The following is a 13,773-nucleotide window of genomic DNA, read 5'->3' as shown; positions in this document are numbered from 1 at the left end:
CCTGGGGGAGTGCGGCCGCCGACGCCCCACACCATTCCGGAAGTGGCAGTACTGCCAAAAGGCAGTTGTGCAAATTTCAGATGACGAGACCCGGAAGAGTCGGCACTCGCCTTGAGCGAGCACGGTCGGACGTGATTCGGTACTGACAGCCGCCCCCTCGGCGGCCCCATCCACACTCAACTCACCGAGAGGAAACGGAAGAACCATGCAGGGGACGGACACCGCGGCGGAGCAGGGCATGCGCGACCGCAAGAAGGCGCGTACCCGCGACAGCATCCGCACCGCGGCGCTCGACCTCTTCGAGGAGCAGGGCTTCGAGCGCACCACCGTGGACCAGATCTGCCGCCGCGCCGACATCGCCCACCGCACGTTCTTCCGCTACTACCCGGCCAAGGAGGCGCTGCTGTTCGGCTGGGACTTCGGCCAGGCCATCCTCGACGCCTTCGCCGCCGCCCCCGCCGAACTCCCGCTCTGGGCCGCGCTCGACCACGCGCTGACCGCCACCGGCGGCCGGCTCGAAGAGCCCGTCGAGCACACCGAGCGCCGCCGCCGGCTGCGCCGGAGCCTGATCGAGGTGCAGGGTTCCGTGCACAACTACGCCGTGGTCGTGATCGACGGCTTCACCGAACGCACCGTCACCATCGCGGCCGAGCGGCTCGGCGTCGACCCGGCCACCGACCTGCGCCCGACCGCGCTCGGCGCGCAGTTCGGCGGCATGGTGCGCCACCACGTCCTGATCGCGTCCGAGACCGGCACGGTGGCCGAATGGCGCCAGACCTACCGGGACGTGCTCGACACCGCCGGCTGACCCGAGCCGACAGCTTCGCACCTCTACACCCCGTCACCGCGACACCCCTGGGCGATGCCGCCGGCCGTCCGGACGGCACCGCACGCCCTTTTCCGCCCCCCTCCCCCCCTTCGCGCGGCCCGCCGCGCACCTTCACCACCTGCTTCGCACTTCCTGAAAGGCCCCCGCATGTCCCTGGTCAACTTCCGCGACCCCGCAGCGCTCGCCGACCCCGCCGGCCGGTGGATCCGCCCCGGCACCCTGTTCCGCTCCGCCCAGCCCTTCCCCGCCGCCGACGAGACCGTCGTCGCCCAGCTGCGCGAGCACGGCATCACCACCATCGTCGACCTCCGGGGCGAGCCCGAGAGCCGCCCCGAGGACTGGGCCGCCGCCGAGGCCGCCGGCATCGCCGTCGTCCCCGCCCGGATCGAGCCGACCAACGACGAACTGGCGCAGGCCATGCGGGCCATGACCACCGCGGAGGACCTCGGCGCCTTCTACCTGCTGATGGCCGAGTCCGCGCCGCAGGGGCTGGCCGCCGCCGTCGAGGCCGCCGTCCGCCCGGGCGGCGTGCTGGTGCATTGCGCGGCCGGCAAGGACCGCACCGGGCTGCTCACCGCGCTGCTGCTGGAGCTGCTCGGGGTGCCCGCCGAGGAGATCGTCGCCGACTACGCCCGCACCAACGAGGCGATCGAGCAGATCTGGGCCGGCCTCGCCGACCGCAACCGGGCCGCCCTCAACGAGGTCGAGGCCGGCCGGCTGGTCGTCCCCGCCCCGCTGCTGGAGGCTCCCGCCGGGGCGATGAGCACCTTCCTCGACCTGGTCCGCGCCGAGAACGGCGGCGCCGAGGGCTTCCTGACCGCCTGCGGGGTCGGCGCCGAGACCCTGGACGCCTTCCGCGCCAAGGCCGCCGCCCGCACCGCCGCCCGCACCGAGGCCGGTACCGCCGCCCGCACCGAGGCCGGTACCGCCGCCCGTACCGCCGCGTCGAACACCGCCGAGGTGACGGCATGCTGACCCTGCTGCGGCACACCGACGGCACGCCCTTCCGCGACCTCAACCACAACGGCACCATGGAGCCCTACGAGGACCCGCGGCTGCCCGTCGAGGAGCGGGTCGAGGACCTCCTCACCCGGATGACCTTGCAGGAGAAGGCCGCGCTGATGCTGCACGGCCGGATGCTCCCCGGCGACCAGGGCCCGTTCCCCTCCGGCGCCCGCCTGATCACCGAGCGCGGCCTCACCCACTTCGCCATGATGGCCGTCCCCGACCCGCGCGCGATGGCCGAGTGGAACAACCACGTCCAGGACCTCGCCGCGGCCGGCCGGCTGGGCATCCCCGTCACCCTCTCCTCCGACCCCCGGCACGGCTTCACCGCCAACCCGGCCACCGCCCACACCGGCGGCGGCTTCAGCACCGGCCCCGAGCCGATCGGCCTCGCCGCCACCGACGACCCCGACCTGGTGCGCCGCTACGCCGACCTGATCCGCCGCGAGCTGTGCGCCGTCGGCATCCGGGTCGCCATCCACCCGATGGCCGACCTCGCCACCGAGCCCCGCTGGGCCCGGATCGGCGGCACCTTCGGGGAGGACCCGGAGCGCGCCTCGCGGATGATCACCGCCTACATCGAGGGCCTCCAGGGCGGGCCGATCGGCCCGGACAGCGTCGCCTGCATGACCAAGCACTTCCCCGGCGGCGGCCCGCAGGCCGGCGGCGAGGACTCGCACTTCGCCGCCGGGCGCCGACTGGTCTACCCCGGCGGCGAGTTCGAGACCCACCTGCGCCCCTTCGAGGCGGCCTTCGCCGCGGGCACCGCGCAGATCATGCCCGCCTACGCGATCCCCTCCGGCAGCGGCCTCGCCGAGGTCGGCGCCAACTTCAACCGGGACGTCATCACCGGCCTGCTGCGCGGTCGCTACGGCTTCGACGGCGTGGTCTGCACCGACTTCAACGCCATCACCGGCATGGACGTCCCCGGAGTGGTCACACTGCCCCCGCGGCACTGGGGCGTCGAGGAGCTGTCCGTCGCCGAGCAGGTCGTGCTCACCCTGGACGCGGGCGCCGACCAGCTCGGCGGCGAGACGGACCCGGAGCTGATCCTGGCCGCCGTCCGCTCCGGCGCGGTGACCGAGGCCCGGCTCGACGAGTCGGTCCGCCGCATCCTGCGCGACAAGTTCCGCCTCGGCCTCTTCGCCGACCCGTACGTCGACCCGGAGGCCGTCGCCGACCTGGTCGGCGCCCCGGAGGGCCGGGCGCTGGGCCGCGAGGTCCAGCGCCGCTCGGTGGTCCACCTGGCCGGCGAGCCGCGCACCGCCACCCGGCTGTACGTCGAGGGCATCGACCCCGCCGTCGCCGCCGGGTACGGCACCCTGGTCGAGGACCCGGAGCGGGCCGAGCTGGCCGTGATCCGCCTCGCCACCCCGTACGAGCGGCGCGAAGGGATGCTGGAGCAGCACTTCCACAGCGGCTCGCTGGAGTTCGAGCCGGCCGAGGTCGACCGCCTCACCGCGCTGGCCGCCACCGTGCCCACGGTGTTCGCCGCCCAGCTGGAGCGGCCCGCCGTGCTCACCCCGCTCGCCCCGTACGCGGCGCTGCTGATCGGCGAGTTCGGCGCCGCGGACGAGGTCGTGCTGGACGCCGCGCTCGGCCGGGCCCCGATGACCGCGACGCTCCCGTTCGACCTCCCCCGCTCGGACGCCGCCGTCGCCGCCTGCCGCGAGGACGTGCCCTTCGACACCCGCGCCCCGCTCTTCCGGCACGGGCACCGGGCCACCGGGGAGATCTGAGGCACCCTGGCCGGGGCCGCCGGGGCCTGCCATCACCAGTGGCAGGCCCCGGTGCGGGTGGATCCGAGCCGCTGATCAGACCGGATGAATTACCGGCGCTCTCGCCCGTCCACCGGTGTGTGCGGCCGACCGATCGGGTACCGGTGCATTCCGTCCGCCTCCCCCATCCGGCCCGCGCGGCCCAGACCTGGAGGTCCGCATGTCCACCGACTCCAGCGCACGGAACTGCCCGTTCGACTTCGCCGAGACCCTAGAGTTCGACCCGACGCTCCGGCAGCTCATGAACGACGCACCGGTCAGCCGCATCCGCCTGCCCTACGGCGAGGGGGAGGCCTGGCTCGTCACGGGCTACGACGACGTGCGCACGGTGACCACCGACCGGCGGTTCAGCCGCCACGCCATCGTCGGCCGGGACTTCCCGCGCATGACCCCGGAGCCGATCGTCCAGGCCGAGGCGATCAACGTCATGGACCCGCCCGCCAGCGCCCGCCTGCGCAGCCTGGTGTCCAAGGGCTTCACCCCCGACCACATCGAGCGGATGAGGGAGCGCACCCAGCACGTGGTGAACGGGCTGCTGGACCGCATGCGGGACCAGGGCCCCCCGGCCGACCTCATGGAGCACCTGGCCCATCCGCTCCCGCTGATCACGATCTGCGAGGTCCTGGAGATCCCCGAGGCCGACAGCGCCCAGCTGCGCGCCAACGCCCGGACGATGATGGACGTGAGCCTGGCCAACAAGCCGAACGCGGTACGCGCCAAGGCCGACCTGCGGGCGTACTTCGCCGAGCTGACCGCCGAACGGCGCAGGAACCCCGGCGACGACCTGATCAGCGTGCTGGCCACGGCCCGCGACGGCGACGAGGTCCTCGACGAGAAGGAACTCACCGTGATGGCCATGGTCCTGCTGATCACGGGCCAGGACACCACGACGTACGAGCTCGGCAACCTCTCGTACACCATCCTCAGCCGGCCCGACGTGCTCGCCGCACTGCGCGAGCGGCCCGAGACGCTCGCCCGGACGCTCCAGGAACTGCTGCGCTTCATCCCCTTCCGCAAGGGCGTCGGCATCCCCCGGGTGGCCCTTGAGGACGTGGAGCTGAGCGGGGTGACGATCCCGGCGGGGGACATCGTGCACGTCTCCTACCTGACGGCCAACCGGGACGGCCGCAGGTTCGACCGGCCCGACGAGCTGGACCTGGAGCGGACCAGCCCCTCCCACATGACCTTCGGCTGGGGCGCGCACCACTGCCTCGGCGCGCCGCTGGCCGTCACCGAACTCGAAGTCGCCCTCGGGACGCTGCTGGAGCGCTTCCCCAGGATCGCGCTGGCGAAGCCGGCCGCGGAGCTGGCGTGGAACACCACGTCCATCTGGCGCTATCCGCTGGCGCTGCCGGTCACCTGGTGACGGTGCCCCCACGCTCCGGCGGCCGCCCGCAGCCACCCGCTGCCGGAAACACCGCGCACGTCGGCCCGCACACCCCGGGGTGTGCGGGCCGACATGCGGGACGGGCCCGCCTTCCGTAAATTGGGCTAGGTGGCCTGAACCAACTTGCGGCCAGCACGACCGCCCGCACCGCGATCAACCGATCCTCGCTCGGTCGGCTCGTCGGCCGCTGAGTTGGGTCCCGCCCGGTGCGTCCCGCCGACCGCGCCCTCCGCGCGTCCGGCTCGCAGCGGCTGCCGTCGAGTGGTGAAATCCCGCCCCGCCAGGGTCGCACCGGGAACACCGCTCGTCTGGAGGAAGTGCCGTGGCAGTTCTGTGCAAACCGGCGATAGACGTACCCGAGCACGTCATCACCAACGAGGAGACCATCGAGCTGGCGCGCAGGCTCCACCCCGACCATCCACAGCTCGAACTGGCGCTGCGTCTCATCAAGAACACCGGAGTGCGCAAGCGGCACCTGATCCAGCCCATCGAGGTGGTGCTGAAGCACCCGGGGTGGGACGAGCGCAGTGCCGTCTTCGCGGCGGAGTCGAAGGCCCGCGTCCCGGCGGTGGTGATCAGGGCCCTCGAACAGGCCCAAGTGGAGGCGTCCCAGATCGACTTGATCGTCTATGTGTCGTGCACCGGTTTCATGATGCCGTCGCTCACGGCGTGGCTGATCAACAGGCTGGGCTTCCGGCCGGAGACCCGGCAGCTGCCGATCGCCCAACTGGGGTGTGCGGGCGGCGGTGCGGCGGTGAACCGGGCCCACGACTTCTGCTCGGCCTACCCGGGCGCCAACGTGCTGATCGTGGCCTGCGAGTTCTGTTCGCTGTGCTACCAGCCCACGGACCTGGGCGTGGGCTCGCTGCTGTCCAACGGCCTGTTCGGCGACGGGATCGCCGCCGCCGTGGTCCGGGGCGAGGGCGGGACCGGAATGCGGTTGGAACGCAACGGCTCGTACCTCATCCCGGACACCGAGGAGTGGATCTCCTACGCGGTCCGCCCCACCGGATTCCACTTCCAGCTGGACAAGAGGGTGCCGGGGACGATGGAGCCGCTCAGCCCGGCCCTGCGCGCGGTGGCGGAGCAGCACCAGTGGGACGTGGGCACGCTGGACTTCTACATCGTCCACGCCGGCGGCCCACGGATCCTGGACGACCTCAGTCGCTTCCTGGAGGTGCCGCCCGAGGCGTTCCGCTTCAGCCGGGCCACCCTCACCCAGTACGGCAACATCGCCAGTGCGGTCGTACTCGACGCCCTGGCCCGGATGTTCGACGAGAAGTCGGCCCTCGACGGGCACCAAGGGCTGCTGGCCGGGTTCGGCCCGGGGATCACCGCCGAGATGTCCCTGGGCACCTGGGCGTCGTCGGAATCCTGATCGGCGGCCGGGCCGGGCACCAGGTGCCCGGCCCCGCGTCCGTCGTTCCGGGGGCAGGGGGCAGGGGGCAGGGGGCAGGGGGCAGGGGGCCGGGGGCCGGGGGCAGGGGGCCGGGCGCTGGGTCAGGGCCCGGGCAGGTGCGGTCGCGCTGCGGAGCGCGCGAAGCTCGCCGATACTGAGCCAACGGGCAGTGACGGAACGTCGCGTCGGCGCTACGGTCCGACACGCCCGGCCCGCGCCGGCGTGCGCGCGGCGGCCACCGAGCAGGGCCGCCGGAAGCCACGACCGGCGACCACTGGCCCGGCGGCGTACCGACCGCCCGGCCCTGGACGGAAAGACCGGGAATGCTGAACCGACGAGACCTCTTGAAAGCCGCCGCGGTAGGCGGCCCGGCGGTCCTCTTCCCCTGGGACCGCGCACCGGGCGGGGCCCGGGTCTCGTCCCTGGCGTTGTCGGCCGCGCCGGCCACGCAAGCCGCTCCGGCCGCGCACGCCGCGCCGCCCAGGTCGGAGGCCAAGCGGTCGGCCGCCCGGATCACCCCCTTCGAGCACGCCATGCCGGTGCCCCCCGTGCTGAACCCGGTGTCGCGGACGGACTCCTCGGACCTGTACCGGCTGCGGATGGCCGATACCCAGGCGGAGATCGTCAAGGGGCTGCTGACCACCGTCCGGACCTTCGGCGGCTGCTTCCCCGGTCCGACCATCCGGGCGGTCAGAGGGCGGGAGGTGGTGGTCCAGCAGACCAACGACCTGCGCGTGCACACCTCCGTCCACCTGCACGGCGGCCAGGTGCACTCGCGCTACGACGGCCTGCCGATGGACCTCGTCCAGCCCGGCGAGACCCGCGAGTACCGCTACCCCAACGAGCAGGTGGCCGCCTCGCTCTGGTACCACGACCACGCGCACGAGCTGGAGGCCGAGAACGTCTACCGCGGCCTGGCCGGCGCCTACCTGCTCAGCGACCCGCACGAGAGCGGCCTGCCGCTGCCGAACGGCGAGTTCGACATCCCGCTGCTGATCCGGGATGCCCGGATCGAGACCGACGGCAGGCTGATCTACACCGACCCGTACGCGTGCCCGCACATGCTGGTCAACGGCAAGGAGCGGCCCTACTTCCAGGTGGCCGCGCGCAAGTACCGGCTGCGGGTCTTCAACGTCTCGCCCAACCGCCATGTGTCGCTGCGCCTCGCCGACGGCCAGCCGTTCACCCAGATCGCCTCGGACGGCGGACTGCTCGCCGCGCCGGTGACGCTGCACGAGCTGACCCTGACCGGCGCGGAGCGCGCCGAGATCGTGGTCGACTTCGCCCGCTACCCGGTCGGCGGATCGGTGGTGCTGGAGAACACGGCCGCGCTGGAGAGCGAGCGGACCGAGGTGCTGCGCTTCGACATCACCCGGACGGCCGAGGACCGGAGCCGGATTCCGGACGTCCTGGCCACTCTGCCGCCGATCCCGAAGGCGACGGTGCACCGGGAGTTCGCGCTGACGACCTTCCCGGACGCCAGGATCAACGGGCGCAAGTACGACCCGAAGCGGACCGACGTGCGGACCACCGTCGGCAGCAGCGAGATCTGGACGATCCGCAACCACCTCACCCGCCCGCCGGCCGGGGTCTTCCACGCCCCCCACTCCTTCCACACCCACCTGGTGCAGTTCCGCGTGCTGGACCGTGACGGGGTGCCGGTCGGCCCGGCCGAGGCCGGGCTGAAGGACACCATCACGGTCCACCCGGGGGAGAGCGTCCGGATCGCCATGACCTGGGGCGAATATCCGGGCGAGTACGTCTACCACTGCCACCACATGGTGCACTCCTCGCACGGCCAGATGGGCCGGATCGACGTGCTGCCCGCAGGATCGAAGGACTCCGGGCGGGAGTCGGGCGACGCCTTCGCCGACTCGTCCCGGTCCACCGGATCGTCGGCGGCCGGAGCCTCGGCGGCAGGAGCCGGTCGACGGCGGTGGCGACGGCGCAACCGGCACCACCACCACCATGCGGGCCACCACCGCCGGCACCGGGGACTGCGGTGAACCCGGAACCGAACGGCAGGCCGACCCGGACGAGGGGTTGAGCCTGGCCGCGCGCCGATGCTGAACCGGCGATGCTGAACCGGCGGCGTCCCAGAAGTCTGGGATACCGCCGGTCGGCGCCGCCGTCCAGGATCAGTACGGACGATCCCGCCGGCGCACCTGCGCTGTGTAGGCGGGCGGAGCCAGCTCTGGAGCCGTCCATGACCATCTTGTTCGAGTCCGGCATCCCCCGGCAGGAACCCGCGGACCACCGGGCCTTCACGGGTGAGCTGTTCGGGCGAGCACGTGAGACGGCCGAGCTGCTGCGGCTACTCGCCGACCCCGCCGTACCCGGCGTGCTGCTGCACGGCCTTCCGGGCAGCGGCAAGACCCGGCTGGCGTTCGCGGTCGCCGAGCGGTACCGGGCGGCGGGCGGGGCGACCGGAACTCCGGGACCAGCCGAGCTTCTGACGGTCGATCAGGTCGAAACGGACGACTACCTGGCGCTGCTGGCCCGGTGTGCCCCGCGTGGGGCGAAGGTGCTCGCCACCGGTCGGCTGTCACCCGCCGGCGCGGGCGTGGCGTATCGGGTGGACCCGCTGGCCGTTCCGGTGGACTGGTCACCGGCCGACCTGGACGCCTTCTGCCGCACCCCCGCGGTGCAGGTCTTCACGGCCGCCCGGCGGGCCTGGAGCCCGGGCTTCACGGTGACCTCACGGAACCAGCAGACCGTGGGCCGGATCTGCGTGGAACTCCGGGGACTGCCTGGGGCGTTGGTGCTCGCGGCCCGGGTGGCGGCGCTGGAGGGCGTCGGCACCGTGCTGGCCGCACTCGGCGGGGCGGGGGGAGGCAGCCTGGTGGCCGCGTATGTCGAGCCGCCTGGCCCGCTGCCCGTCCCGTCGGCGGACCGGTCGCCGGGACGAGGGGTAGGGCGAGAGGCGGGACGGCCATCAGGACGGTACGGCCCGCTCGGCGCCGACGCGGCGCGGCTGATGTCCTGCACACCCCTGTTCGCCGGCGGGTTCGGGCCCGAGGCGCTCCGGGCGGTGGCCGGGATCGCGCCGAGTGCCTTCCCGGCGGCGCTGGAAGCCCTGCTCGACCGGCAGTCGCTGACGCTGGAGGACCGGCCGTCCGGCCGATTGGACGGTGCGGCCGAGACGCGACTGTACGTACCGTTCGGCGACCTGCCCGAGGTCCGGCCTGCCAGCGGCCCGCTCGTCGTCCTCACGCTCCGTCATGCGCGCTACTACGCCCGGCTCGCCGCCGGGGCCGCCCGGCGGCTGGCCGCCGGCGATCAGCCGACAGCCCTGCTCGCCCTGCGCGCCGAGGAGGCCAACCTCCGGTTGGCGGTCGACACGCTGGCCCGGCACGGGTTCACCGCCGAGGCCCTCGACCTGATGGAACAGTTGCTCGCCCACGCCCGAGTCGTCAGCCTCGGCCCGGACTGGGCCGACCGGCCCGCCGTGCCGCTCGGCGCCACCAGTCCCGCCGATCCCGCCGATCCCACTGGCATCACCGGCATCACCGGTGGGCGAGCGCGGGTCCGGCTCGCGCTGATCCGCGCCGAGGCCCGACTGATCGACGGCGACCACGAGTTGGCGAGCGCCCTGCTGGACGAAGCCGAGGCGGCCTCATCCCTGCCCGACCGATCCCGGACCACGCCCGACGAACCCTCCACGGCCGCCCGACTCCTGCGGCTGCGGGGCCTGACCGGATGCGACCGGGACCCCGACCGGGCCCTCGCCGCACTCACCGGGGCAGCAGCGCTCCTCCGTGCGGCCGACGACGAACCGGCGGCCCTGCGCGTCGAGTTGGAGGCCGCCCTGGCCGAGTTCCGGCTCGGTCGGACCGGGCCCGGTGGCGCACTGGCGGGCCGGGTGCTGACCGCGGCCCGGCGCCGGGGGGACGTGCTGCTGGTCGGCACGGCCCTGCTGCACCTGGGCCTGCTCGCCGCCGCCGACGGAGATCCGTCCGCGTCCCGCGCCCACTACGTCGAGGGGCTGGCCCACCTGCGCCCACTCGGCGCGGTCGCCACGCTCGGCGCGCTGGTCGGCCTGGTCGCGAGCCCCCTGCGCCCCGCACCGGCGCGGGCGACCGACGCCGCCCGGCTGCTGGGCAGCTTCCATCCGGGGCGAGCCGGCATTCCCGGCGACCCCGCGGATCCCGACCTGGCCACCGCTCGGCTGCTGCCCGGCATCCGCCGCCGGCTCGCCGAGGACGAGTTCGCCCACGCGCTGGCAACCGGCGCGGCCACCGCGCTCCTGGACCTGCTCTGCTCCCTCTCCCCCGTCCTCCCCCTCGCCGAGTCGGACTCCGTCGAGGCACCGCCGAGGCAGCAGCTGACCAGCCGCCAACTGGAGGTCTCACTCCTGGTGGCCGACGGACTGAGCAATCATCAGATCGCGCGCCGCCTGGGCATCTCGGAGTGGACGGTGGTCAACCACCTCCGCGAGACGATGCGGCGGTTGCAGTGCTCCTCGCGGGTCGGCGTCGCCGGCTGGGTGCACCGCTCCGGCCGCCGGGCGGGCCCCGCCCGCAGCGCGCGGCGGGGCCCGGACGACGTGACGCTCGACGAGTCCGTCAGCCGATGATGGTGATCGTGACGAGCGAGAGGACGACGAGCGAGACGCTCGGGGTGACCTCCAGCTCCGCCGGGACGCCGGCGACGCCGGTGCTGGCGAGCTCCGCGATCGCGGCGTTCGGCGTGGTGTAGGCGGCGTAGCCGCCCATCAGATCAGCAGTACTCATGTCGAACTCCCTTGAGATGGAAGCGAAATCAGGTCTGTGAGTGGATCACAGCTGGGTGGCGATGGAGACCACCACCAGGGAGATCGCCTCGGTCCACGGGGTGACCGTGAGGACCGGGGTGAACTCCAACTCGGCCGTGATGCCGGTGCTGGCGAGCTCCTCGATCGCCGCGTTCGGGGTGGTGTAGGCGGCGTAGCCGCCCATCAGGTCAGCAGAGCTCATGGTCATCCTCTCGACTCGTCGGATTCGAGCTCGGATCGGGCCCGGATTCGGTTTCGGTTTCGGATTTCGGCGAGGTGCGGGTTCCTCGACCGCCCCCAGCAGATCAGGCGTTCGATGCCAGTGCCCAGTAGCAGGAAAGTGGGGGCATCCTGCCCCTTGCCCACTCGGGCATGACAGGATCCTGCCCGTGGTGACCGCCGGCCGGGATCCCTAGCGTGGCCGCCATGGCAGCGACAGTCTCGACCCCACCGGCAACGCCGGCAGCCGACCAGGCCGGCCCCGGCCGCACCCCGGGCCTCTTCGAGTACGCGCCCGAAGTGCCGGTGGCACTGGCCGCGTTGGGCTTCGCCCCGCTGGACCCGGACAGCCTGGTGAGCCATCTCGGCCGCAACGACTCGTGGGCGGGACGCACCACGGACGGCACCGGCGTTTTCATCAAACGGCTCGACGGCCAGGCCCCCGACGGAACCGACCGCTACGACCGCTCCTGCGCCTTCGAGTCGGCCCGGACCGGGGCCGGCGCACTCTCCTGGGAGTCGCCGGCGCTGCTCGGCGGCGACCGGAAGCGGTTGGTGCTGGTCTTCGACCTGCTGGCGGACGCCGTCACCGGGAACACCCTCGCCGACGAGGACGGCTTCGACACCGCACTCGCCCGGCGGGCCGGCCGGGCGCTCGCCGAGCTGCACGGCTTCCCGACGGCTGACGTCCGGCCCAAGCCCCGCCCCGGCGCGCGCACCGGCCACCGGCTGGCCGCGCTGACCGTGGCCGAGTACACCGCGAGCAGCGGCGCCGAACTGGCCCTCTGGGGCCTGCTCCAGCAGGACCGCCGACTGCACGGCGCCCTGCGCGCGTTGGACGCCCGCTCGGCCGCCGCCGACCACCGTCCGGTCCACGGCGACCTGCGGCTGGACCAGTTCCTGCTCTGTGACGGCACGCTCCAGCTGACCGACTGGGAGGAGTTCCAGCTCGCCGACCCGGCGATCGACCTCGGCGGCTTCGTCGGGCAGTGGCTGTACCGGGCGGCGAGTCGGATGTTCACCGGCGTCGACACCGACGAGGTCGACGTGGAGGTCGACCCCATTGACGCTGAGGCCGACGGCGGCCGACCCGCCGACGCCCACGGCACCCTCATGCGCAGCGGAGAACGCGAACTGGCCGCCGTCCTCCCGGTGATCGGCGCCTTCTGGCAGGGCTACCGGCAGCACGCCGACCGGCTCGATCCCGAACTCGCCGAGCGGGTGGTCGGGTACGCCGGCTGGCACCTCTTCGACCGCACCATGGCCACCGCGAGCGTCCGGCCCACCCTGAGCGCGGTTCAGCGCGGCATCGCCGGTGTGGGACGCGGGGCACTGCTCGCCCCGGACCGGTTCATCGAGGCGATCGGGCTGGTGGCGTCATGACACACGTGTCCGAACAGCTCGCGGCCGCGCTCACCGGCATCGACCTCACCGAGTACCCGCAGGCCGTCACGGTCGACGGCCACCGCATCAGCGCCGACTCGCCGCGCGGCCTGCGGTTCGCCCTGGGCACGGCGCTCTACGAGCAGTGGCACGCCGGCCTCGACCGGTCGCGCCTCGACCGGTCCCGCACCGCCACTCGACTGCCCCGCCGTGACGTGGAGTTCGAGCGGCAGCTGATCTCGGCGACACCGCACGCGGACACGCTCGCCCCCGCCCGCCTGCGCGCCGCCGTCCCGACCGAGGCCGAGGCCGGGGCTGAGCCCGGGACCGGAACCGGAACCGGGGGCGCCGCCACGGAGTTCACGGTCGAGCTGGGCGGCGTGACGGTCCGCGTCCCGGCCGCCGCCGTCCGGAGCGACGGCCCGCGACCGGCGGACACGTCCGTGACCGTCGAGCTGCCCGCCGTCCGCCCCGCCCTGTCGCCCGGCTTCCTGCTGGTGGACGGGCCGCACGGCGGGCCGCACGAGGGCGAGTTGGTGCGGCGGCTCTACCTGCACGTCGAGGACCCCGCCGCCGCGCCCGCGCTCTGGGCGGCGCTGCTCCGGGAGTCGGCCGCCCGCTCGCTGCGGTACCGGGCCAAGGTGCTGTCCCGGCCCTGGTCGTACCCGCGTCGCGACGCGGTAGTGCTCTACCTCCCCCGCTCCCACGCCGGCGAGTTGACGGCCTTGGCGGCGGCGCTGCGCGACCTGCCCGGTCTCGGCGCGCAGACCTCGGTCTTCGCCCACCCGTTGGGGCCGGGCATCGCCACCGCCGACGAGCCCGGCGACACCAGGGCCGGGTGGCGCGGCCGGAGCTTCGGCCAGCACCGGGCGGCGGCGGTGGCCGAAGGAGTACTGCGACACGCGGCCGCCCCGGACGGCCCGGCCGGATCAGGCGGACCGGCGCTCGCCGCCTCCGTCGCCCGATCGCTGCGCGACGCGGCCACCGACCCCACCGACCCTTCGCGGAACGGCTGAGCGG

General features: G+C 73.6%; 10 protein-coding genes and 1 pseudogene. 9 read left to right on the top strand and 2 right to left on the bottom strand.

Going from position 1 to position 13,773, the window contains the following annotated elements; genetic code table 11:
• Window positions 1-205: 205 nt before the first annotated feature.
• From ACFVX9_RS01580 to ACFVX9_RS01550, 7 genes and pseudogenes are all read left to right on the top strand, one after another.
• Window positions 206-808 (top strand): TetR family transcriptional regulator, encoded by a 603-nt coding sequence (locus ACFVX9_RS01580; protein ID WP_387979884.1) that lies wholly within the window; start codon window positions 206-208, stop codon window positions 806-808.
• A gap of 168 nt (window positions 809-976) precedes the next feature.
• Window positions 977-1,804: a tyrosine-protein phosphatase gene (locus ACFVX9_RS01575; RefSeq protein ID WP_387979882.1), complete on the top strand. Its 828-nt coding sequence runs from the start codon at window positions 977-979 to the stop codon at window positions 1,802-1,804.
• Window positions 1,798-3,573, top strand: coding sequence for a glycoside hydrolase family 3 protein (locus ACFVX9_RS01570; protein WP_387979880.1), 1,776 nt, complete (start codon window positions 1,798-1,800; stop codon window positions 3,571-3,573). Before ACFVX9_RS01575 ends, ACFVX9_RS01570 begins: the two co-directional genes overlap by 7 nt.
• A gap of 199 nt (window positions 3,574-3,772) precedes the next feature.
• Window positions 3,773-4,978, top strand: a complete 1,206-nt coding sequence (locus ACFVX9_RS01565; protein ID WP_063352097.1) for a cytochrome P450 — start codon at window positions 3,773-3,775, stop codon at window positions 4,976-4,978.
• A gap of 334 nt (window positions 4,979-5,312) precedes the next feature.
• Window positions 5,313-6,377, top strand: a pseudogene (locus tag ACFVX9_RS01560) (type III polyketide synthase); the annotation flags it as partial.
• Between the two features lie 344 nt (window positions 6,378-6,721).
• Complete coding sequence (locus tag ACFVX9_RS01555) at window positions 6,722-8,404, top strand: multicopper oxidase family protein (RefSeq protein WP_387979878.1); 1,683 nt, start codon at window positions 6,722-6,724, stop codon at window positions 8,402-8,404.
• Window positions 8,405-8,604: 200 nt separating this feature from the next.
• Window positions 8,605-10,974 carry a LuxR C-terminal-related transcriptional regulator gene (locus tag ACFVX9_RS01550; RefSeq protein WP_387979876.1) on the top strand — a complete coding sequence of 790 codons (2,370 nt, stop codon included), beginning with the start codon at window positions 8,605-8,607 and terminating at the stop codon, window positions 10,972-10,974.
• Here ACFVX9_RS01550 and ACFVX9_RS01545 read toward each other — a convergent pair.
• A complete protein-coding gene (locus ACFVX9_RS01545) occupies window positions 10,964-11,131 on the bottom strand; it encodes a hypothetical protein (RefSeq protein WP_380369466.1) in 168 nt (55 codons plus the stop codon). The genes ACFVX9_RS01550 and ACFVX9_RS01545 overlap by 11 nt on opposite strands.
• 45 nt (window positions 11,132-11,176) lie before the next feature.
• Window positions 11,177-11,353, bottom strand: a complete 177-nt coding sequence (locus ACFVX9_RS01540) for a hypothetical protein (RefSeq protein ID WP_350876063.1) — start codon at window positions 11,351-11,353, stop codon at window positions 11,177-11,179.
• A 224-nt stretch (window positions 11,354-11,577) separates the two neighbouring features.
• Between ACFVX9_RS01540 and lxmK the strand changes: the two genes are divergently transcribed.
• Both lxmK and ACFVX9_RS01530 read left to right on the top strand, forming a co-directional pair.
• On the top strand, window positions 11,578-12,753 hold the full coding sequence (gene lxmK / locus ACFVX9_RS01535) for a class V lanthionine synthetase subunit LxmK (RefSeq protein ID WP_387979873.1): 1,176 nt from the start codon (window positions 11,578-11,580) through the stop codon (window positions 12,751-12,753).
• Entirely contained in the window at window positions 12,750-13,769 is a 1,020-nt protein-coding gene (locus ACFVX9_RS01530; protein WP_387979871.1) for a T3SS effector HopA1 family protein, read from the top strand. Before lxmK ends, ACFVX9_RS01530 begins: the two co-directional genes overlap by 4 nt.
• Window positions 13,770-13,773 lie beyond the last annotated feature (4 nt).

It is taken from the genome of Kitasatospora sp. NPDC058243 (assembly GCF_042882025.1).
In the GTDB taxonomy this organism is placed as follows: domain Bacteria; phylum Actinomycetota; class Actinomycetes; order Streptomycetales; family Streptomycetaceae; genus Kitasatospora.
Note: the sequence above shows the minus strand (reverse complement) of the source record. Positions and strands in the feature narration are given on the sequence as shown.